We start from the raw sequence: 22,235 nt of genomic DNA on the forward strand, positions 1-22,235 counted from the left end.
TCTTTGCATTCTAGAATTCTATAAGATATAATATCATTAAAAACGCCTAAAATACAAGGGAGAAGATTTATATGAGCAATCGACGTTATGGTCTTGAGGAGACCGAACTTGAAAAACTGAATATCCGTTTACTATATATCACTCAAGCTCGATATGATACAGACTGGCACAGCATTGCCCATACGCATCATTTTACAGAATTATTCTATGTCGTTCAGGGCAGTGGCTATTTTCTTGTGGAGGATAAAAAATTTCCGGTCAAAGAAGATGACCTCGTCATCATCAACCCAAATGTTTCTCATACAGAGCTGGGCAGCAAAGGCAGACCACTTGAGTATATCGCACTTGGAATCAACGGCCTGAAATTCAAAGATGGGAATCTTGACACCACCTATGATTACAGTCTGCATAATTTTCATGAATATAAAGAAGAATTCTCTTTTTACTTAAAGACACTTCTTCGGGAGATTCAAAATAAAGGAGAGTATTTCGAAACTGTCTGCCAAAATTTATTGGAGGCGCTTGTATTAACATTGGTTAGAAGAACAAAGAAACAGCTGTCATTCACACCAACAAAAAAGATTACAAAAGAATGTCGTTTTGTCGAACAATATATTGATGAGCATTTTATGGAAGATATTACACTTCAGACGCTGAGTGATCTCACTTATTTGAACAAATATTATCTTGTTCATGCATTTAAAAACTATAAGGGAGTGTCTCCAATCAATTATTTGATTAACCGAAGACTTGTTGAAGCCAAACATTTACTTGCTACAACCAATTATCCAATCTCCAAAATTGCAGCTTCCATCGGCTTTTCTTCCCAATCCTATTTTTCCCAGGTTTTTCGAAAAGAGACAGGCATGTCGCCAAATGCCTACCGACAAAATGAAGAGTTACAAAAAGACACCGGACAATCATAATCCGGTGTCTTTCTATCATAATCTCTATTTATATCTGTGGTTGTATACGAACAAAAGAGTCAGCAGCCCAACAAGTCCAACAAGTTCCATCACAAGACCTGAGACTGAGATATTTCTTTGTCCAATAATGATCAGAGCCAGGCAGACAACAAATACGATAATCATAATAATGTTTCTTACTGCATTATTCATCTCATCTACCTCCTAACCTTTCAATCCACCGAGAGTCATACCCTCTGTCAAACGTTTCTGAACACAAATGTACAGAATCAACGTTGGCAACATAACGATTACAAGACCTGCATACATGATACCATAGTTTGTTGCTGTTCTCTCTACTGCCATCAGGTTCTTAAGTCCCATAGCAAGAGTGTCATTACCATCCATCAATGTGTAAGCAATGATATATTCATTCCAGAATGACAGGAAGTTAAACAAGATTACTGTAATAATACTTGGTTTTGCCATTGGAATCATAATCTTTGTCATCGTCTTAAAGTGACCACATCCATCGATGTAAGCGGCTTCCTCAAATCCTTTTGGAAGTGTCTTAAAGTACCCACTCAACAGATAAATCGTAAATGGAAGGGCACTTGTCGCATAGATAACTGCCAAAATAAAACGGTTATTCAAAAAGAACTCTACTCCCAACGCTCTGTTTGCAGAACTTAACATCAAGAAAATCGGCACTACAATGTAGTTGATGTTTACAAAAAGTCCCGCCATAAATGCACCGTTTAAAAATTTTCTTCCTTTAAAATTAAATCTTGCAAGTACATAAGATGCCGGAAGTGCAAGCACCAACAGCAGTAACAATGCAATTGCTGTTACAATTACAGAATTCAAAAAGAAAGTTCCCATGTTTGCATCTTGGAATGCCGTGATAAAGTTCTGATAATGAAACGTCTTCGGCAAAGCCCACGGATTTACATCTCCACCAATGAATTCTGCATTTTTTTTCAAACTCGCCATAAACACCCATGCAACTGGCACAATAATGGAAACTGCCAAGGCAAAAAGAGCTACATAGATTAATATTTTAGATATAATTTTTCCTGGTTTTTTCTTCATCTTTTCGCTCTCCCTTCCTAAAATTCATATACTTCACGGTCAGTAATTTTATTCACAATTCCTGATAATACAAATGAGAAGATAAATACTACTACACCGATTGCCATTCCGTATCCGTATGCACCATTTCCATATGCCTGTTTATACATATAGTTCAAGAATACTTCTGTTTTTCCATTCGGTCCACCATCTGACATAATCTGAACAAACAAGAAACTCAAGTTGATTGTACTGATAATGTAGAATGTAAGTGTTGTACGGATATTGCTCCAAATCAACGGGAATGTAATCTTAGAGAACATCTGAAGTTCTGTTGCACCATCAAGCGATGCCGCCTCATAATAATCCGGTGGAATTGCAGCCATACTTGCCATATACATAACCATATAATAACCGATTGCCTGCCATACCAACGCAAAAATTACCGAATAGATTACAATGTTAGATTCGGACATCCAGTTTCTCGCCAAGGCATCTAACCCGATTGCTCTCAAAAATGTGTTTAACAAACCAGTAGTCGGATTATAAATCGCTCCAAAAATACCAGCAATAACAACTATACTTAAAATATTAGGAATGTAAAAAATAATTCTAAAAAAGTTGTTTCCCTTAAAGTTTCCTCTCTGTAATAATGTTGCAAATAAAATTGCAAGCACAATTGTGCAGATTGTCACAAGAACAATAATCAAAATAGAGTTCTGCATCGCCTGTAAGAAGTTCTTGTCTCCCATTAATGTCTTAAAGTTCTCAAATCCAATAAATGTTTGTTTATTTGTAATACCTCCCATACGATACAATGACATTCTAAATACATTGACTGTAGGGATAAAAATAAACAGAGATACTAAAATAACTGCTGGAGCAAGACAAATAAAAATAAATTTTCTTTCTGCGCTTTTTCTGTTCATATATCTTCCTCTTTCTCCTAGAAAAGCGGTGAGTTATTGGAACTCACCGCTTTTAATAAACATTCAAAATTTACTTTGAGTCTTATCTTAATTATTGAAGATTCTCTAAGCATTTTGTCCATGCATCAATCAATTGTTGTTGATAAGCGTCTGCTGTTAAGTCACCAGTGTTAAGTGCATCAATTGCTCCGTATACTGTCCCTTTCATATCAAAGCCATCGATAGCTTTTGTTGTTGCCCAAGTACCAGCTACTGCATTATATCCTTCTGAAGATGCTAATGTGTATGTATCTTTAACAACACCATCCTCCAATTTGTCAGATGCCCCAAGAACTGGTGACACAATCGGTGTTGCGACTTTTTCGCCTGTTTCTTTATTCTCAACTTTGTTAGCTAACATAAGATCTACTACTTCATCTGAGTACATGAATTTGATAAATTCTTTTGCTAATTCCATGTTAGGAGCTTCAGCCGGTACCCACATTTGCTCTGTAAATGTGTAGATATAATTCTCCTGATCAGCTGTAAATTTCGGCGGTGCCATCATTCCCCAGTTAAATCCTTCCGGAGTAGAGTTTGCCATCTCTCCAATCACCCAGTTACCGTTTGGCATAAATAATGCCTTATTATCAATTACTGCCTGCTGATTAATTTTGAATCCACCGTCAGCATTTGCATTTGCAACTGTATCTGACCATAAATATTCTGGTGAAGCCAATTTAGCAATTGTATCAATAACTTGTTTTCCTTCTGCTGATGTCCATGTGTTTGCATCATAGTTAACAGCTTTGTTGTAGAATTCCATTCCACCAGCCTGAGCTAACATCTGATACATTGTTGCATCAAAATAACCTGGTTGTGGATATGTAAATAATGCAATTCCATCTTCTTTTGCCTGTTCACCAAGTGCAAAGAACTCATCCCATGTTGTTGGAAGTGTGTATTTTCCTTCACCAAACATGTCTTTGTTGTACCATAATCCTGTTGGTGTATAGATAATCGGTGCAAGATAAACTTTTCCGTCACCATATGGCTGAGCTGCAGCATTTTCTGTAATGCCACCAACCAACTTGGATTTCAGTTCATCATCAAACACATCTGAAATATCTGCGATTGCATGCTCTTTTAACATCGTCTCTGTGAAACCGCTTTTTTGTCCTAAGTTGTAGTATACAACGTCCGGAATATCTCCATTCTGGAAATCTTTTGTAAGATCCTTGTCCAATTCAGAAGATAACTCTAACTGAACGTCTACATCTTCGTGAGATTCTTCAAAAGCCTTTTCAATATTTTCCCAAATTTCAGTACCGTTACCACCTTCAAAAGCAGCAAACTTTAATACTTTTTTTCCATCTTCATTTGCATCTTTACTATCGTCTTTGCTTCCGCAACCAACTGCCATAGATGCAACCATAGCCACTGAAAGTAACATAGCTACAACTTTTTTCATTTTCATAACAATTTCCTCCTTAATTGTTCATTCTGTTTATTTCTTGATATTTATCTTACACCACTACCGTCATTTTTTCTATACGAATTTTGCTCTATATTTTATATATATTGCTTTTCCATCCATATTTTTAGATTAATTACTCAAAAAGATTGCTTTTCCGACAAAAACTTTTTATCATATTAAATAAGAAGATTTTTATTATATTTATAGAAAGGATTTATGCTTTTATGACACAACCTAATATTTTACTTCTTATGTGCGATCAATTCCGTGGGGACTGTTTATCTTACTCCGGACACCCAGATGTAAAAACTCCTTACCTTGACAGTCTGGCTGCACAGGGCGTTTCTTTTGATAATGCCTACTCATCCTGTCCAAGTTGTATTCCGGCAAGAGTGGCACTGTTTACCGGGAAGAGTCAGGAAGGGCACGGTCGCGTCGGTTATGAGGATGGAATCGACTGGAATTACGAACATATGATGGCAGAGGAATTCAGCTCAAACGGTTACCAGACAGAATGTATTGGAAAAATGCATGTGCACCCCGCAAGAAAGCACTGCGGCTTTCAAGGCCTCAAACTCCACGATGGATATCTCGGGCATTATCGCAGTCAAAACATTCCGCATCATCAGCATCAAGAGGTTACAGACGACTATCTCTATTACTTAAAAGACAAGCTCGGACAACATGCTGACATTACCTCAACTGGGCCGGAATGTAACTCCTGGATTGTGCATCCTTGGATCTATGACGAAAAATTGCATCCCACCAACTGGACAGCAGACGAAAGCATCCGTTTTTTGCAAACCCGCGACAGAACAAGACCATTTTTTTTAATGACTTCTTTTGTCCGTCCTCACCAGCCTTTCGATCCGCCACAAACCTATTTTGATTTGTATAGAGACAAGGAACTGCGAGCTCCGGCACAGGGAGATTGGGTAGACCCTACCCTCACCGAAAAGTACGGTTTTATAAAAGATTCTATTTTTGGCTGCAATGATTCCGAATCACGCCGCCTTGCAATGGCCGGATATTATGCATGCATCACACATGTGGATCACCAAATTGGGCGCATTCTCACCGCACTCGCCGAAACAGGCGACTATAACAATACTATAGTCTTATTTTTGGCAGACCACGGAGAATTGCTTTTTGATAATAACTTCTATCGAAAAGCACTCCCTTATGAAGGAAGCACACACATTCCTTTACTTGTGCACGTCGGAAAAAATGTTCAGAACATTACACCTTTCCGAAGCGACACACTCACAGAATTACGGGATATCATGCCTACAATCTTAGATTTTGCCGGCATTCCAATTCCCGACAGCGTGGATGGTTTTTCACTTGCACCTGAAATTCTTGGAGAAGAGAAAAACGAACGCGAATTTCTCCACGGCGAACATAGTTTTCACTCTAGCTTATCTTCTCAGTTCATCGTAACTAAAACAGATAAATACATATGGTACAGTGAAAAAAATGAAGAACAATATTTTAATCTAGAAAAAGATCCAAGAGAAGAGCATAATGCAATCAACGATACCAAATATCAAGAACGGATTGCATACCTTAGAAGCGTCTTAATTCAGGAACTGAAAGATCGCGAAGAGGGCTACAGTGACGGAGCTTCCCTCAAAACAGGATGCACTCCTTTAAATAGCCTTTCACACATCTTGAAATGATTATGCTTCTTATAAAATCAATTATCGCTACGCCAAACAAACAGTTTGACGTAGCAATAATTAGTTGGAATCAGCACATAAATTCCCACTATGACTACTTATTCATTTTGCCACTATATGCCTGCATGATATTTTCCAATAACATAGCCCTTGTTACAAATCCATCACCTTTTGAAACAGGCGTGATATATGAAACTTTTTCCATTACATCATTCAACTCCACATCTCCACATAACTTTCCATTTTTGTCTCGGTTCATTTCCACATCAATAACAACTGTTCCTTGCTTTAACCATTCTTTTTTCACTAACTTTGCTTGCCCCATAGCAGATACCACAATATCCGCTTGTCTCACTTCTTCCCAAAACAACAGCTTTTTTCCCTTGAGGATTCTCTAACCCAATTTCTTCTAAAATTCGGATAATTCCTTTCGGCGCACAAGGAACAAACGTGTTATCTCCGATATATAATTTACCCACATTTTGCGTATGAAAACCGTCCACATCTTTTATCTTTTAGCGGACTAATTGTTTCAAGCACACGTTTTTAATCAATATATTCCGGCAGTGGTAACTGTACCAGTATTCCATCAACAGTATCATCCGTATTTAATTCTCGTATTTTAGATAAAAGGTCATTCTCTGAAATATAATCATATCTCAAAGTAGTGTTGAGTATTCCAACTTCCTCACAATCCTTACTTTTCCTTTAACATACGCATTACTTGCTTGGTTATTACCTACTAAGATGACCACTAGTTTAGGTAATCTTTGATTTTTTTCTTGCAATTTATCAATATCTCCTTTTATTTTGCCTTTAATTTTTTCTGATATATCTTCTATAAATTATTTTTTCATGGTATTTTCCTTTCGTATATTTTATCAGTATCGTTCTCTCCAGAGTAGTCAAATAAAATTCAAAATTTTTGCTTTATATCAAATACCATTTTTTCTTTGTTCCTTTTCTTTTCAGTTATACAATAGTATAATAATACGTTAGGTAAACAATCAAGGAGATTGAATTTATGAGAAATAAAAATTATTATTCAAACGGTTCGCCCCAAAACATGATAAAAGTATAGTAAGCGCAAAATAATTCGACGGATTGTGTTGCCCTAAAAATCATTCCATAATAATCAATAGAAAATGCAAGCATTTCACTTCATCTTCTCTTGCTAGAAATGATAGATGCGAGCATTTTACTCTATCCGATTTATGGAGGTGTGCTCATGAGAAGCAAAAGAATACCTACCGAAGAACAATACCGTCTCATCATGGAATGCCGTCAAAGTGGGTTGACAGATCATCAATGGTGTGTGGAACATGACATTAAACCGGGAACTTTTTACAACTGGGTAAAAAGGCTGCGTCAGAAAGGTTGTGTGGATTTGCCAGCGTCAACCGGACGCAGCTATCGTGCACCGGAAAGCCAGGAAGTTGTCAGAGTGGATTTTCATGATACTGACCCGCTCCCATATGAACAGCCATTAAATGTGATTCCGGTAGCTACGGAAAAAAATAACCTTTCCGTAGCAGAGCCAATGAAGCTGTCTGTAGGAAGTTTGCATCTAACAATACCAAATGGAACAGATCCTCAGCTTCTGGCTCAAACGCTTCGCATTGTGAAGGAGTTGGAATGTTAGGGGATATCACAGCCGCCGATGAAATCTATATCGTAACAGGCAGAACGGATATGCGGAAATCCATTGACGGGCTGTGTGCTATTGTAGAGAATCAACTCCATATGGATCCAAGGCGAAGCGCCCTGTATCTTTTCTGTGGAAAACGTTGTGACAGGATCAAAGCTTTGCTTTGGGAATCTGACGGATTTGTGTTGTTATTAGAATAGAATTATTATTCGAGATAATCTCTTGGAAAGCCCAGAAATTAAGACTTTCTAAGAAATCTTCTCGAATAATGATATCCTATTAGTGACTCTTCAAAAAATCAGGAACATTTCTTTCTTCCAAGTCTTCTTCATCAATATAAATCGAACGCGGAAAATTCATTTCGTTCCATTCACGGATATGTTTATCAACTGTTGCCTGTGGACTTTCTGTATAAATCTGTGTCGTTTGAACTGATGCATGTCCAAGGAAAGCTTTTATTACCATAATCGGAACTCCCGCTTCTAACATATGTTGTCCGGTCGTGTGTCTCATACTATGAGGTGAATAGTGTTCTTCTTTGAAAAGATTGGGCGTTTTTTCTTTAGCGAGTTTTATATATTTTTTGTATATTTCTTCCACGCATGATATTGTCATATGCTCATGCGTCTGACTCGAAAATATATGTCTGTCAGGTTCTGTTTCTATTCTGCGATGTCTAATATATTTTCTAAGCATAGATGCACAAGGGTCAGGAATACGTATGCGACGTGCTTTTGAACCTTTTCCTACTATATCAATAGTAGTACCAGTTGATCTGAAATTGACAGATTTTACAGTAAGATCACACACTTCCTGTGCACGTGTGCCTGTTGCATACATAAAGCTTAATAAAACCATGTCTCTTAAACCAGTCTCACTTTTTTGGTCAGGCAGTGCCAGAAGGATCTTTACTTCATCGGTGGTAAAACCAACACGCCGCTTTTTAGGTGCTTTTTTTGATGGAATCCTCAATACAGCACTTCTAAAAGTTGATGCTGCATCAAAGTCATAGTTTTGTGCATACTCGGAAAAAGAATACAGTGCGGCAAGTCTTTGATTTCTGGTTGTAACTGAACATTTACGTTCATTTTCAAGCCATGACATAAAATCGGAAAGCGTATTTACATCTAAACAGTCAAAAGTAATCTCATCTGCTTTCGTGTTTTTGACTGAATACATATATTTTATTAAAAGTGTAAATGTTGTTTTATAAGAGTTGATTGTGTTCTTACTTAACCCACGTGCTTCCGGCATATATGTATTTACATAGTATTCAAGATATTTCATAAAAATCGAAGGAGTCTTCTGCTTTCTCATAAATCAACCTCCGGAAACAGAGATTCTGTGAAATCAGCAAACAAGAGCATATCTTCTTCGAAGAGTTCACTGCTGAATTTCATATATTTTTCACTTTCCACAAGGGATTCATGACCACAATATACAGAAAGATATGGAGAAGCCATATCGATATGATATCCTGCAGTTTCCAGCTGTTTAAAAGCATGGAACATAAAACAATGTCTTAAACAGTGCAGGCATGGAGCACGTTTATGAGGATCTTCATTCCCTTTGATAATACCAGCTTTCCTAAGAATCTTTTTAAATTGGCGTTCAGCAGTTATTGGGGATAAATGTTCGCTTTGTCCTGGGAATAAAAATGGATTATCTATACCATAGATTTTTATCACCTTACAATAATCCTTCAGCATGTTTGTTAATGTTTCATGCATTGGAACTAATCGTTGTTTCTTGTTTTTTGAATGTATAATACGGATGACTCCGTTTTCTAGATCCAGATGCTCCATCTTCAAATTTAGAGCTTCGCCTAATCTGAGTCCACAACAATACAAAAGGCGTATGAGAACCGCCATTTCCATATGTATATGCGGAATGCTGCTAAATTTGTTTGTCATTGGATATGCATCAGCAATAGCAAATATATTCGACAATTCCTCATCACTAAATATATAGGGAATATACAAATCTTTCGTTTTCTGGAAGGGCGGAAGATAAACAACTTTTCCCATATCGGCTCTATATTTCATAAAGTTTCGTATAGTCTTTATGTATCCATTAATAGATGCCTCTGGAACACCTACATCATTAAGCCACTGATTTATTATTGTTTGTGGTACAATTTCATCATTATAAGATATTTTTGTAAGATATCTGTCAAAAGAAGACAGGCGATAATTATCCAAACGATAGGTATTCCATGCGAAAGTCGCAACACGATACTCCATGAATGACTGCATGTCGTCTTTAAAACAACTTTTAAAAATCACGGTTCTCATATACGACCTCCTTTCAGGAATTGGTGAAGTGTTCCTGAAGGTGCCGGGCATGCAAGAGCACAATTCCTAAGCATCTGAATATCAAGACGTGCATAGTGCCTGATTGCATTGGGACTATCATGTCCCAGTACTTTTCTTACGGTTTCATAAGATATGCCATCGTTTACCATCGATGACGCAAGAGAAGCTCTCAGACTATGAGGTCCATGTTTTTTACCTGCAATGTTAATACCAGAGCGAATCATATGTTTTTTTACAGCAAATGAGACAACAGAATACGATATTTCTGAATAAGGGGCACATGATTTTAAAAATACATAGTCGCTTGTGGATGCAGGACGATCTGTTGACAGATAATCCATCAGTGCTGTTTTGATTTCTGGCACCATGTAAAGTTCTGAAACACTTCCCGTTTTATTTTGGATAAAGCAGATACGCTGATTTTTGAAATCAAGAGAATCTAATTTAAGCGAGGCAATATCTCCCGCACGCATTCCTAATCGCGAAGCGAGAAGCAATATCGCATAATCTCGTTTTCCGATAGAAGAAGTTCGGTCTACAGCATTTTCGATCTCGATGATTTCAGAGATATCATAAGTTTCAGGAATACGTATACCACGATTGAATTTAGGAACTAATGTTGAAAAATCTTTTTCAATGTATCCTTGTGCAAAAAGATATCTTAAAAAATCTCTTAGTTCAGGATAGAATTCTTTATTCTTAAGATTCACTGAAAACTGAATGATTTCAGAACTATTTATGTATTCAAGACTTTTACAATTGTTTTCATCCAGATAAGTAAGGAATAAATATAACAAGCGTTCTTTAGTCTTTAGAGTAATTGGACGATTTCCTATCTTGCGACAATGTTCAAGATAATCCGCCTTAATAGCGTGATATTGCTCTGGAACAGACAAATCTTTTCGTGGAACGGAATATACGAAACCTGTACCAGAACAGATATTATTTAATCTTCGAATGACTGTCCTGAAAAAACGTTTCGTCGTATAGTTGTAATCTCTTGATTCAACTTCTTTTTTGTAGTATTGATCTGCAACTGATGAAGAATAATCAGTTATGTTATTAGCTAACATGAATTTTTTGATTCGTTTTACATGTTCCTGATACAGTTGTATCGTGCTTTTTGCATACTTTTCTTCTTGAAGTATTAAAGTTAGTTGATCATACAATTCATCAATAGGTATTTGGGTATTATTCATTGGACACCTCCGTCTTATATTAGTAAGTCCAATGATACATCATTATTCGAGAAGATTTCTCTGAAAGTCTTAATTTCTGGACTTTCCAAGAGATTATCTCGAATAATAATTCTCTTCTAATAACAACACTTATCTAAGAACTCGAATAAGTGTTGCTGTATAAACGTATGGAAGTCCAGGGCAGATTCCGCTGGCCCAGAAATCAGTTGGAAGTAAAGCAACTGACCTGGCAGCAATTCGACTGGCTCATGTCCGGTCTTGAAATCGAACAACCAAAAGCATTCAAACCTACGGAATGATTGTGTAAAACCTCTATGCCAGCCAACAAAAATGGAGAGCTTTCCACACCCTGTATCATGTCTGCAATCCCTTGTAAATACTGGGTTTTCTGCTTCCTTTTCATTGCTTTTTATGGTATAATAAGAGCAGTAAAAAAGGAGCAGAAGACATATGGCTGGTAATTCAAAAGATTCAAAAATCCTTGCGTACAAGGACATGATCAACCAACTGAATAAAACGATTTCCGCACAGACAGAACTGATCCAGTCTTTACAAAAAACATTGGAAGCAGACCGTCTGGAAAAAGAAAATCTTCGTCAGCAGATTGAATATCTCACGAAGAAGCTCTTTGGTACTTCCAGTGAAAAACGGAAAGATATCGATGGTCAGCTGAATCTTTTTGATGAAGCCGAGCAGGAAGCAGATCCGACATGGAAACAGGAACTTCCTGATGACATCACTGTTCCGGAACATAAGCGAAAAGCACGACGGACACATGCGGATCTCTTTAAAAATGTTCCTTCCTGCGACGAGATCATTTCTCTTCCGGAGGAGGAGCGGAACTGTCCAACCTGCGGAACGCAGATGGAATGTATTGGGAAAGAATTCGTCCGCCATGAATTCCGGTTTACCCCTGCCAAAGGGAAAGTAGTAAATATCTATCGTGAAACCTATAAATGCCCGGAGTGTGCCATATCAGAGGAACACCCGGATGATCAGACATTTGTCAAAGCGCCTGTTCAGGAACCATTGATCCCGGAAAGTTATGCATCGGAATCCGTTGTAGGATGGGCAATGCACCAGAAGTACCAGAATGGTCTGCCATTAAACCGGCAGGAATCGGAATGGAAGCAGCTGGGTGTCCCATTGAGCCGGGCTACGCTTGCTAACTGGATCATTTACTGTACCGAGAATTACCTCTGCCATGTTTATGATTATTTTCACCGTCAGTTACGGATGCGTAAATATCTGATGGCAGATGAAACTCGGGTTCAGGTACTGAATGAGCCGGAGCGCAATCCTGAAACAGATTCCTGGATGTGGCTCTTCCGCAGTGGAGAAGATGGGCTTCCGCCGATCCTGCTCTATCATTACACAGAGACAAGGGCAAAGTTCCATGCAGCATCTTTCCTGCAGGGGTTCCGTGGATATCTGGAGACCGACGGATACCAGGGTTATAACAATCTGCCGGATATCAAACGCTGCTCTTGCTGGGCACATGTGAGACGTTATTTCACAGATGCCATACCGAAAGGGAAAGAGTATGATTACAGCCTTCCGGCGGTGCAGGGAGTACAATTTTGCTCCAAGCTGTTTGATTGTGAGCGGTACTCAAAAGCAAAAAATCATACTGCGGAGCAGAGAAAACAGTTCCGTCTTGAAAAGGAGAAGCCGATACTGGAGGCATTCTGGATTTGGCTGGATCAACAGCGTCCAAACAAGGGAACCCGTTTGGCGAAAGCGGTGAACTATGCCCAAAATCGGAAAGACACCCTGATGACCTATCTGGAAGATGGTCATTGCAGTTTATCCAACAATCTTAGCGAGAATGCAATCAGACCATTCACTGTTGGTCGGAGGAACTGGCTGTTCAGTGCCAGTCCGAAGGGAGCGGCCTCTAGTGCTATTGTGTATACAATGGTTGAGATGGCAAAAGCGAATGACCTGAATACCTACAAATATCTGACATACCTCTTATCACAGCGGCCAGACGATAAAATGTCAGATGAACAGCTGGAACAGCTTGCCCCATGGAGCGAGACTGCGAAAGCAAACTGTCAAAACTAAACATAGAGCAAAACGCTTGCATCTATCATTTTGGTGCAAGCGTGATTCATGGGCAGCGTAGCAATATTTTGCGCTTACAAAGTATATAAACATCAAGAACAATTATTAGACAAAAAAATCAAATCTGTAAACTCTTTAAAATGAAACAGCCTCGATATTAACGCACTGTCAATATCGAGGCCACCTACTCAAAAATAAATTTTATTTAATTTTCTTTTTTTTCGCATTGATTACAATAACAATTACTAAAGCAGTTATCATCCACACAACAACCGACACTCCTGTTGTATCTCCTGTTGTTGGTGTTTTATCATTTTCCTCCTGACCTGCATTCGGTTTTTGCGAATCAACTTTCTTTTCCTGCAAACCATCAATTGCTGCACGAAGCATCTTTTCTGCCGCTTCCACTTCTGCGTCAGAAGTATTTTTATTTTCAAATACTGATTTTGCATTTGCCAGTGCTGCAGTAAAAGCTTCTGCTGTCTCATCTGTATACTTGTCAATATCAATCTTTTCCGCCTCGTTAATCAAATCCTCCAGCTTACTCTTATCAGGAATCTCTCTCAGTTCAAAAATCGCCTGACGAAGTGAATTATATGCCGCATTTACCTCATCCTGTGTTGCTTCAACAGTATCATATACTTTTTGTGCCGCAGCTCTTGCTGCCATAAAGGCATCAGCTGTTGCCTCTGTATACTGATCAATTCTATCTGCATATTTTTGAGAATTTTCCAACAAATCTTTTAATTTTGTTTTATCTGCCAAAACAATGTCTTCTAATCCGTTTATTGCAGCAAGTAATGCTTCTCTTTCAGCGTCAATTTCTTCTTGAAGTATATTTCCTGACGCAATAATCTCTTCTGCTTTTGCAATTGCATCATTTAATACCTGTACAGATTCTGGCGTTTTCCCTTCTGTATTTGTTGTCTTTGCTAGTTCTAATGCAAGTTCCAAGTCCTCTGTATTTCCTGTAAATCCTAACAAGTGTACATTGGCAAGAAGTGCATCATAAGCAGCATCCACCTCTGACTGCTCTGCTTTTGTGTCTTCTAATACTGTTTTCGCTTCTGCAAGTGTTTTTTCAAACAATTCTTTCACTACATCCACAACATCTTCATATTCTGCCTTTTCTTTTTGGCTTTCTGCATATGCAACTAAAGCTTCTAAGTTTGATTTATCTACAGATGGTTCTGGTTCTGTAGTAACCTCCGTCACTCGGATATTATCAAGTACAAATGTTGCTCTTGCATCGCTGCTTCCTTCTGCATTTCTGCTCAGTGTCAGATAAATTCCCGTTTCATTTGTCGCATCTACTTCAAACTCTAACACTTCTGTTGACGGTCTCGCATTGAATCCTTCGCCTGTAATTGTACTTGGTTTCAATGGATGAGATTCAATCACTTCTCCATTTGCATGTCTCACATCAATATGATGTTGGGGTCAAAACCATAAAGAACTTTGCTCCTATTTCTATAGCACCTTGAAAAATTCATACGAGGTATCTTTTCCAAATGGTAATTTCTGCGTATATTTGATGGAACAGTTTCCACCCCATTACGAAGCCTTGCATAATTTTTGAATTCTTCGCTGTTCATGTTCCGTTGGATTTTCGCGCGTTCATGTGCTGCTTTGGATGTTACTATTTTTGCAACCTGCTTAAAGATCTTCGGCTTGCATTGATCCCGATATGGACAGCTGACACACTGCTCATGCCGAAAGGAAACGGCACACTGATTGCTTTGGTTCATATAAGAACAGCTTTTCGGTTCATGACCTGCAGTACACCGGAGGACTTTTGTTCCCTCTTCGTTGAATTCAAAATCCGCAAGGATATCCGGAGCCGGCTTCCCTGTCAGACTTGTGGTAATCAGTTCTACATTTTTATCAGCTGCAAGTTGTGTGTTTTCTATCCCACTATATGCCCCATCCGTGGCTATAACAGTCCGTTCTTTCTGTTTATCCATTTGCTCAAGGTGCTCCTGGATAAATTGACTGTCACTATGGTTGTTTTGCTCATACTGGTACTCTGTTACAACAGAACCATTAGTTCCAACAGATTCTTCAAGATTGGCAGCATATCCTCGATGCTCTTTTCCTGCTTTATTCCTGAAAGTTGCTTCAGGGTCAGGAGGATTCTGTAGCATGGTTGATTTCATGCCGCCGTCTTCTTTCATGCGAAGTCTTCGGCTTTCATTTTCAACAATAGTCTGTTCCGATAGACATCTGACAAACAGATCATACTCTGTTCAATCATTGTAAGCAGACTCACACAAGGCAAGAAGTTTATCTGCATCCGTTAAGAACTGCTTCATGCGCTCATCTGTATCAGTACTTCGCTGATGATAGATCACTTTGTTAAAGTCATTCGGATCAATATAATGTTTTCAATCGTCAGGCAGAGCAGAGACATTGATTTTATTCACGTACATCGCCAGCTTTGCGATACAGGTGTATATCAGCTCCATCCGGCTAAGTTTGCGGATGTTGGATTCGATCATCATGGAATCCATACGTCTGACTTTACCGCTGATCCCCATCAGTTTTGCAATAGAAGTACTTAACTCCTTCACACAATCGTGGTAGAGATCCTTGTTGTGAAGCGTTTCGTAATCGTAACACCGTTTACGGAAACGGCTCAATGTTTTGTCACTCAAAGGCTGTTCTTCAAAACTTGTTGTGTGCAGTGCGTACTGAATCCGAAAATCCAACATAAGATTTTCAACCATCTCATCATCGGAATAATCAAAAAGCTCTTTAATAATGAGTGCACCAACAATCACGTTAACCGGAGTATTCGGTCTGGATGCCTTATCACTGTATAAGACAGAAAAACGCTTTTCATCAATGGCAGGAAATATTTCATCGGCAAAGACTTTTGCCCAGGATTTTTCCAGTGCTTTTTGTTCTCTGGCAGTTAATCCAGAACAACTATCTGTAAATGACATTTGCTGGTAAGCGTTTTCTTTGAATGACATAGAGATTACCTTCTTTCCTGCTAAGATATCTCTATTATACAGCAAGTAAACCATTTAGGCTTGTATTTACTACAAAATATATGAACTTTTCAAGGTACTATAGAGGGGCTTTTGACCCCAACATCATCAATATTAAAGTATGATTTTTCCAACGGATAATTGTATCCTACATGTTTTCCGCTTTCTGCTTCTAATTGCTCATGATAAGTTGCATGATCCATTTGCACCACATATTTATTTCCTTGTTTAAAATCAATCGTGCTAGGAAGTGTACGCATAAGCACACCAGTACCGGTCTGGCGACCTTTCAGTGAAACGAGATTGTCCTCATCCTCTGTTCCATCTACATTATCCAATGTATAATATTTCATTTGACCGCCTTCCGGATTCTTGTAAGCTAAATGAGTCCATGGCTGTCCTCCCACCTGAGAAATAAATGGTCCCCAGTTTTCATCCACATTTTCAAAATCTTCGAAGTAATAATATTCCTCTTCTTCTGCTTTTGGCGCTGTAAGCCATTCCCAGCAGCGGAAATCATCTACATATACCGGCTGTTCTCCTGCTTCTGCCGAAAAACTAATTGTTGCTTCTTTTACACCTTCCGGAATAGTAATATCAACTTTAACTCTCTGATAGTTTTTCCCATTATATTTAGACGGTCTCACCTTAATCGGAATTCCTGCTGTTGTCTCAACACTTGCTTCCTCAACTTCTTTTCCTGCTTTCACAGTTAATTTCGGAGAACGTATTCCCTCTGCCATTGTCCATGCCGAGAATGAATATGTTTTTCCCGATTCCACTGTCACGTTTTGCGAAATCGAGCCTGCTACTTGTTCTGCAAACATTACACGAGCATTTCCTTTTGTGCCTGTAATAGTTGTGTCAATTGTAATTTGCTCTTTTGTTCCTTCTGTTACAGTCTTTTCCCAACCATCAAATGTTTTTCCTGAGAAACCAAAGTTTTCAATTGCACTTCCATATCCCCAAGGATGTTCTTCCGATGTAGGAAGCATTACAGTTGCTCCGTCTTTTTTCATTACAGAGCCATCCGCATTATAGCGATGTGCCTGTGCTGCTTTCTCTTTTACCAAAATATAAGGTATCGACAAATCTAGCTGCAATGTTACCTGTCCATTTTGTACTGCCACTTCACCTACATAACTTCTTCCGTTTTCTGTAAGCTGATATAACTGTGCTGTTGTTACATCTTCCCAACTATTTGGAACGCTCCATGTACTTGTTCCATTTACATCATTATAGCAATAAATTTTATCTTCCACTTCCGGACTCCACGGAATAAAAATTTCTGCACTCTTTGGTGCAACCGGATTTCCGGACTGTTCATGGTATGCTTTTAAATTGCTTGTATTGATTTTTGCCAACAACTTCTCATCTTTATAAACCAAAGTGTAGTCTCCCTCTACCTTTGTTTTCACATTATCCGAGAACATTGCTTCTTTATTTACATCCCATTTTAATAAATCAAAATGCTGTAAGTATTTTGTAGGAAGATTATTTCTATAAAATACTCTCTCTCCTTCATTGAAATCATTTACATTTCGCCAGTCTGCAACCCCCCGGCATCAAAGCTCCCAACAAAGCGCGATCCGGTGCAGCCAAGTCTCCAACTCCATGTGTCACAAATTTCAGAACTTCACTTTGTCCGCCGCCAGTAGAATAATACATATCCGTATTCCAATGAACAAAATTAATTAACTGATTAAAATCACCCAACGCTTCCGTTCCAACACTTGCTCCATTTTCATTCATATATCTATAAATGAGCAAATTTGAAAAATTGCACAAAACTACACTGCGAATTTCATAAATGAATCAAAATCATTACTTTCCTTTGCGCATTGAAAAAGATAACGATACTTTTCCAGCTGAATGGTATCACAGATTTCGTGATATCCAATTTCAAACGAGCAGAATCTACCAGTACCTACTGCACACATGAAATGTGCCAGTGACATAAGCAGCCAGTACCTTTTGATTCCCGATGGATACAGCAAACGGTTTGTTTTCAAAGCACCGGTGGTATGGAACCCTCTCTGTGCAAAGGTATTGATTATCTTTTCAGAAACATACCAGCAGTCACAAAGAAAATAGGACATTACCGGTGGAACAGGCAGCTCCTTTGCAATGCTTTGTACAATGTCAATCTTGGAAATTGACTTATTATACATTACAAAAGCATAGTTCAGAACAATGCCATTGCAGGAAAGCATAACAGCAACTGCCTGATGCCCGTAATCCTGTTTTCCCTTTAAATGGGATTGGTGAAAATACGCATCTTCAATCGGACGTAAAGCCCGTGACGAAGGCTTTGTCTTTGAAGCGATCGTATCGTCCACAATACAGAGAACAGGCTTTCCAGTGCGTGCTGCTTCTGAATAAATAATCTCAATGACAGAGCATTTTAACGTATCTGAAAGTAAGGAATCATCCCATTTTCCGGAATTGAGGAAATGGACAATCGTAGTTCTGTGACAGGAACTGTTTTTAGCAAGGTCCGTGGTTTTTCCATGATATCCTGAAATGAAAATACTGATTAGGATACTCATAAGATGGTTTACTACTCGGTTCGAATAAAATTTGCATAAGTTTAATTTTTTAAACTGGTTGTATATGAATGAGGAATGATGTATAGTATTTGCGAGAGACACCTTCTTTCGTAAATGTTGCAAATGTTTGTTTTGGCACTTTCATTATACAACACTATCGAATTCAAGGTGTCTTTCTTTTATGCAAAATCACGAACTTGCTCATTTATAGTTCTTAATTTATTGTATAATTACAGGTACAGGTATAAAGATTCCACAGTTTTGAGGTGTGCATTATGTTAGATCATTTAGATACTTTTTTAGAAATACAAGGATTCTACAGGATTCACTATTTAGAATTATCTTCCGGATACCAAAAACCTTCCATTCCTTATTTCGGTTTTTCTCTTACATATATTGATAAAGGAACTGCCTTTATTCACTTACAGAATACTTTGACCGAAATGGAACAAGGGAACGGAATTTTACTCCCCCCAATGCAGATAACGAAATGAAAATTATTGGAAAAGCTGCTAACATTTACATTGTCGTGTTCGAATGTAATTCCAAATTGCTTAATCAAATAACAAATAAGATTTTTCCTGTCAACGGAATTATCCGAAGCTATTTAAAAGTTATATTAAAAGAAGCTAAATTTGCCTATAAAAACGATTTGAGAATATTCGATTACAACGAATTAATCGAAAATCCCAATGCTCCTTTGGGTGCCAAACAAATGCTAAAAAATTATGCCGAATTATTATTAATCGAAATCCTCCGACAAAGTGAGGAAAATTTTGAAAATAGTTATTCCGAACTCATACGAGAAACTCTCATTATGCAAAATATCGACAGCAACTTCTTCTTTGAGCAGATTGTAAATTACTTAGAAGCGCATATCAGCGAGTCGCTGACTTTAGAACAGATCAGCGCGGATAACTTTACAAATATTTCTAAAATCCAAAGGGTTTTTCGCGAATGTTCTAATGAAGGTGTAATCTCCTTTTTTCAAAAAATGAAAATTGAAAAAGCAAAAACTTTAATTCGTGAAACTCCCATGAATTTCACGGAAATTTCTGAATTTCTTGGCTTTTCCTCTGTACATCATTTTTCCAAAAAATTCAAACAGTTAGTAAAAATGTCTCCTTCCGCATATCAGCGTTTTATCAAGTAGCACTTCAAAAAAACAAGGGAGATACAAGCATCAATTTGCCTGTATCTCCCTCGTTTTTATTTACCACTATTAAATTTCGTACCAAATGATTTCATTTGCATCTAAATCTAAATCAAAGCTTGTTCCGTCACCTTTATATACTGTTGTGCTCTGTGGTTCATATGTGTTGTTTACAACACAATATTTTCCATTTTTCACATAAGCATGTACTTCCACATTGAAGTTTGTGCTGAACCATTTGTGAAGATTGTCCTCATCATGTGCTGACCAAAGAATAGAACGATACAACAGACGGCTGTTCTCAAAGCTGTATGGAAGACCGCTGATATATACACAACGTCCGTTACCAAAATCATTTACTGCCATCTGAACTTCTTTATCAATCTGTCTTAAGATTGTTGTTCCGTCCAATGCGAAGATATTCTTCTGTCCTTCTCCGAAATCAATGTCTTTTGTGCAGTCTTCTTTGATAAAGTGATCATGTTCTTCCCAGTTATATTTATCTGTATTTAAGTTAAATCCGTTTTCTTTTTCTACACCAAGTGCATTTGCAAGCTGGAAGTAACGTCCTTCCCACTGGTAAGCTGTCGGCTCACCAACACCGATAAATCCACCACCGTTGTAGATAAATTCTTTCACTGCTGTTACGATTGTCTCGTCTGCCCATGCAGAACCACCGCTGTGTGCTGTGTATGCGCCACCTACGTTGATGATAACGTCAATATCATTTAACACCTTCGGATCATTTTTGATATCATCAAAGCTGATGAAACGTACATCAAATGGTGCTCCGGAAAGCGCCTCTACGATTCCTGCATAAGAATAGTTCTGTTTTTGATATAAAGCGTGGTGAACCATGTGGTTGCCCCATGCTCTCATCTTGCCCCAGCTGTTCAACACTGCAACTGTCTTCACGCAGTATGGAGTTGTTCCTTTAATGTTTTCGTATAATGTACGGAATTCATCACACACACTTTCCACATAGTCAATAAACTCAGGGAAGTCTAAAGCAAGTTTCAAATATCCGCCATATCCGATTCTGTCGATTGGTTTTCTAAGAATCGCACGTCTTGCTGTTACCCAGTTTACTTTTGCTTCTTTTACCGGATCTCCGCCTTCGTGGAATGTATCCGGGAAGAAGTATGGAAGGAAACGTCCTTCTGTATATTTTACGTTTGGAATATCACTGATCAGACGAAGTGTAGAACCATTACCAACACTTCCTACTACAGCATCCAAACCAACGGATTTGAATTCATCCATGAATGGTTCCATACCGATCCAGTGATCGCCAAGGAACATCATTGCTTCTTTACCCATCTCATGTGTGATGTCTACCATCTCTTTTGCAAGTTTTGCAACTTCTCTTCTTTGGAATGCCTGGAAGTCTTTGAACTCTTTTGATGGAATACGATACTGGTTGTTCATGTAACCTTGATCGATAATGTATTCAGGTCTGAATTTATATCCAACTTCCTGTTCAAACTGTTCCAAAATATATGGACTTACTGATGCTGAATATCCGTACCAGTCTACATATTTTTCTCTTGCAAGTTCATCGAAAATCAATGTGAACTGATGGAAAAATGTTGTATAACGAATAACATCAATATGCGGATTGTCTTCGATGTATTTGCGAAGACGCTTCATTGTAAATTCTTTTGTCTTTGGCTGACGAACGTCGAATGTGATCTGTTTTTCCACACCCTGCCAGTCATTGATTACTGCATTGTACATATGTACCGGATCCCACATAATGTATGCAAGAAAACTTACTGTATAATCATGGAATTTCTTTGCGTTGTGAATTGTGACATCTCCTGTCTCCTCACTGTAATCCCACTCTTCTACCGGAACAACTTCACCTGTTGTACGGTCAATGACTTCCCACCATCTTCTGATATCATCGTAAGAATTTACTTTCAACATATCTGGATATAAGTGATCCATCAAGTGGATAGATAACTCAGCTTCCACAGCTGTATGGAAAGATGTCATAATGTACATCTGCTGAATCTCATCTGGATTCGCCTTTGCCCATGCATTATCTTTTCTTGTTGTGTAATATGTAGAATACACTTTCGCATCCACATCTCTTAATTCTGCCGGATAGTCTGTTCCATCACAGTCACGGATCGCATCTGCTCCCCAACGTTTTACCAGTTCCAATGTCTCAGGAACTACGTCCACATCTGTAGGAATTGTAACTCTTCCTCTTAACTTTTCGCTCATAACGAAACTCCTTTCTTCGTACACCTCAATTTATACAGA

Annotated in this window: 22 protein-coding genes and 2 pseudogenes; 8 read left to right on the top strand and 16 right to left on the bottom strand. The window is 38.3% G+C overall.

Annotated features, from left to right (window positions below; all coding sequences use genetic code 11):
* The first annotated feature begins 71 nt into the window (after positions 1-71).
* Positions 72-926, top strand: a complete 855-nt coding sequence (locus AC6I5B_RS17045; RefSeq protein ID WP_004612965.1) for an AraC family transcriptional regulator — start codon at positions 72-74, stop codon at positions 924-926.
* A gap of 24 nt (positions 927-950) precedes the next feature.
* On the opposite strand, the gene AC6I5B_RS17050 is transcribed toward AC6I5B_RS17045, so the two are convergent.
* The 4 genes from AC6I5B_RS17050 to AC6I5B_RS17065 form a co-directional block, all read right to left on the bottom strand.
* The gene (locus AC6I5B_RS17050) at positions 951-1,118 is read right to left on the bottom strand and encodes a DUF6903 family protein (protein WP_004612966.1); all 168 of its coding nucleotides are present in this window, start codon (positions 1,116-1,118) and stop codon (positions 951-953) included.
* Between the two features lie 12 nt (positions 1,119-1,130).
* Positions 1,131-1,997 carry a carbohydrate ABC transporter permease gene (locus tag AC6I5B_RS17055; RefSeq protein ID WP_004612967.1) on the bottom strand — a complete coding sequence of 289 codons (867 nt, stop codon included), beginning with the start codon at positions 1,995-1,997 and terminating at the stop codon, positions 1,131-1,133.
* 17 nt (positions 1,998-2,014) lie between these two features.
* Complete coding sequence (locus AC6I5B_RS17060; protein WP_004612968.1) at positions 2,015-2,905, bottom strand: carbohydrate ABC transporter permease; 891 nt, start codon at positions 2,903-2,905, stop codon at positions 2,015-2,017.
* Between the two features lie 91 nt (positions 2,906-2,996).
* Positions 2,997-4,361, bottom strand: coding sequence for a carbohydrate ABC transporter substrate-binding protein (locus tag AC6I5B_RS17065; RefSeq protein ID WP_004612969.1), 1,365 nt, complete (start codon positions 4,359-4,361; stop codon positions 2,997-2,999).
* Between the two features lie 224 nt (positions 4,362-4,585).
* Between AC6I5B_RS17065 and AC6I5B_RS17070 the strand changes: the two genes are divergently transcribed.
* Positions 4,586-6,040, top strand: coding sequence for an arylsulfatase (locus AC6I5B_RS17070; RefSeq protein WP_022250986.1), 1,455 nt, complete (start codon positions 4,586-4,588; stop codon positions 6,038-6,040).
* Positions 6,041-6,134: 94 nt separating this feature from the next.
* Here AC6I5B_RS17070 and AC6I5B_RS17075 read toward each other — a convergent pair whose 3' ends face one another.
* Both AC6I5B_RS17075 and AC6I5B_RS17080 read right to left on the bottom strand, forming a co-directional pair.
* Positions 6,135-6,410 (bottom strand): Rossmann-fold NAD(P)-binding domain-containing protein, encoded by a 276-nt coding sequence (locus AC6I5B_RS17075; RefSeq protein ID WP_004612971.1) that lies wholly within the window; start codon positions 6,408-6,410, stop codon positions 6,135-6,137.
* A 176-nt stretch (positions 6,411-6,586) separates the two neighbouring features.
* A pseudogene (locus AC6I5B_RS17080) lies at positions 6,587-6,882 on the bottom strand (tetrahydrofolate dehydrogenase/cyclohydrolase catalytic domain-containing protein).
* A 386-nt stretch (positions 6,883-7,268) separates the two neighbouring features.
* On the opposite strand from AC6I5B_RS17080, the gene tnpA reads away from it, so the two are divergent.
* Together tnpA and tnpB (AC6I5B_RS17090) are read left to right on the top strand one after the other, a co-directional pair.
* Complete coding sequence (gene tnpA, locus AC6I5B_RS17085; protein ID WP_172590409.1) at positions 7,269-7,682, top strand: IS66 family insertion sequence element accessory protein TnpA; 414 nt, start codon at positions 7,269-7,271, stop codon at positions 7,680-7,682.
* Positions 7,676-7,888: an IS66 family insertion sequence element accessory protein TnpB gene (gene tnpB, locus AC6I5B_RS17090; protein WP_497773347.1), complete on the top strand. Its 213-nt coding sequence runs from the start codon at positions 7,676-7,678 to the stop codon at positions 7,886-7,888. The genes tnpA and tnpB (AC6I5B_RS17090) overlap by 7 nt, the downstream gene beginning before the upstream one ends.
* A 79-nt stretch (positions 7,889-7,967) precedes the next feature.
* Here the strand turns inward: tnpB (AC6I5B_RS17090) and AC6I5B_RS17095 are convergent, their stop codons facing one another.
* The 3 genes from AC6I5B_RS17095 to AC6I5B_RS17105 are packed head-to-tail and all read right to left on the bottom strand — an operon-like array spanning position 7,968 to position 11,202.
* Complete coding sequence (locus tag AC6I5B_RS17095) at positions 7,968-9,005, bottom strand: tyrosine-type recombinase/integrase (RefSeq protein WP_118262634.1); 1,038 nt, start codon at positions 9,003-9,005, stop codon at positions 7,968-7,970.
* A complete protein-coding gene (locus AC6I5B_RS17100) occupies positions 9,002-9,982 on the bottom strand; it encodes a tyrosine-type recombinase/integrase (RefSeq protein ID WP_117989137.1) in 981 nt (326 codons plus the stop codon). The genes AC6I5B_RS17095 and AC6I5B_RS17100 overlap by 4 nt, the downstream gene beginning before the upstream one ends.
* On the bottom strand, positions 9,979-11,202 hold the full coding sequence (locus tag AC6I5B_RS17105; RefSeq protein ID WP_022250142.1) for a tyrosine-type recombinase/integrase: 1,224 nt from the start codon (positions 11,200-11,202) through the stop codon (positions 9,979-9,981). Before AC6I5B_RS17105 ends, AC6I5B_RS17100 begins: the two co-directional genes overlap by 4 nt.
* A 149-nt stretch (positions 11,203-11,351) precedes the next feature.
* Between AC6I5B_RS17105 and tnpB (AC6I5B_RS17110) the strand changes: the two genes are divergently transcribed.
* Together tnpB (AC6I5B_RS17110) and AC6I5B_RS17115 are read left to right on the top strand one after the other, a co-directional pair.
* Positions 11,352-11,501 (top strand): IS66 family insertion sequence element accessory protein TnpB, encoded by a 150-nt coding sequence (tnpB, locus tag AC6I5B_RS17110; RefSeq protein ID WP_073962808.1) that lies wholly within the window; start codon positions 11,352-11,354, stop codon positions 11,499-11,501.
* A gap of 151 nt (positions 11,502-11,652) precedes the next feature.
* Positions 11,653-13,269, top strand: coding sequence for an IS66-like element ISRgn2 family transposase (locus AC6I5B_RS17115; RefSeq protein WP_119636217.1), 1,617 nt, complete (start codon positions 11,653-11,655; stop codon positions 13,267-13,269).
* Positions 13,270-13,470: 201 nt separating this feature from the next.
* On the opposite strand, the gene AC6I5B_RS17120 is transcribed toward AC6I5B_RS17115, so the two are convergent.
* From AC6I5B_RS17120 to AC6I5B_RS17145, 6 genes and pseudogenes are all read right to left on the bottom strand, one after another.
* The gene (locus tag AC6I5B_RS17120) at positions 13,471-14,670 is read right to left on the bottom strand and encodes a hypothetical protein (RefSeq protein WP_497773489.1); all 1,200 of its coding nucleotides are present in this window, start codon (positions 14,668-14,670) and stop codon (positions 13,471-13,473) included.
* Positions 14,671-14,687: 17 nt separating this feature from the next.
* The gene (locus tag AC6I5B_RS17125; protein ID WP_497773490.1) at positions 14,688-15,425 is read right to left on the bottom strand and encodes a transposase; all 738 of its coding nucleotides are present in this window, start codon (positions 15,423-15,425) and stop codon (positions 14,688-14,690) included.
* 228 nt (positions 15,426-15,653) lie between these two features.
* Positions 15,654-16,244: a transposase gene (locus AC6I5B_RS17130; protein ID WP_235837111.1), complete on the bottom strand. Its 591-nt coding sequence runs from the start codon at positions 16,242-16,244 to the stop codon at positions 15,654-15,656.
* 89 nt (positions 16,245-16,333) lie between these two features.
* Positions 16,334-17,749 (bottom strand): annotated as a pseudogene (locus AC6I5B_RS17135) (glycoside hydrolase family 101 beta sandwich domain-containing protein); the annotation flags it as partial.
* 43 nt (positions 17,750-17,792) lie between these two features.
* Complete coding sequence (locus AC6I5B_RS17140; RefSeq protein WP_497773491.1) at positions 17,793-18,014, bottom strand: hypothetical protein; 222 nt, start codon at positions 18,012-18,014, stop codon at positions 17,793-17,795.
* Between the two features lie 38 nt (positions 18,015-18,052).
* Complete coding sequence (locus tag AC6I5B_RS17145; RefSeq protein ID WP_497773492.1) at positions 18,053-18,811, bottom strand: transposase family protein; 759 nt, start codon at positions 18,809-18,811, stop codon at positions 18,053-18,055.
* Between the two features lie 275 nt (positions 18,812-19,086).
* Here AC6I5B_RS17145 and AC6I5B_RS17150 point away from each other — a divergent pair, with 275 nt between their 5' ends.
* Together AC6I5B_RS17150 and AC6I5B_RS17155 are read left to right on the top strand one after the other, a co-directional pair.
* Complete coding sequence (locus tag AC6I5B_RS17150) at positions 19,087-19,305, top strand: hypothetical protein (RefSeq protein ID WP_004612974.1); 219 nt, start codon at positions 19,087-19,089, stop codon at positions 19,303-19,305.
* The gene (locus AC6I5B_RS17155) at positions 19,302-19,964 is read left to right on the top strand and encodes a helix-turn-helix transcriptional regulator (RefSeq protein ID WP_117787399.1); all 663 of its coding nucleotides are present in this window, start codon (positions 19,302-19,304) and stop codon (positions 19,962-19,964) included. Before AC6I5B_RS17150 ends, AC6I5B_RS17155 begins: the two co-directional genes overlap by 4 nt.
* A 69-nt stretch (positions 19,965-20,033) precedes the next feature.
* Here AC6I5B_RS17155 and gnpA read toward each other — a convergent pair whose 3' ends face one another.
* Positions 20,034-22,196, bottom strand: a complete 2,163-nt coding sequence (gene gnpA / locus AC6I5B_RS17160) for a 1,3-beta-galactosyl-N-acetylhexosamine phosphorylase (RefSeq protein WP_004612976.1) — start codon at positions 22,194-22,196, stop codon at positions 20,034-20,036.
* Positions 22,197-22,235 lie beyond the last annotated feature (39 nt).

Source organism: Faecalimonas nexilis, from assembly GCF_059731825.1.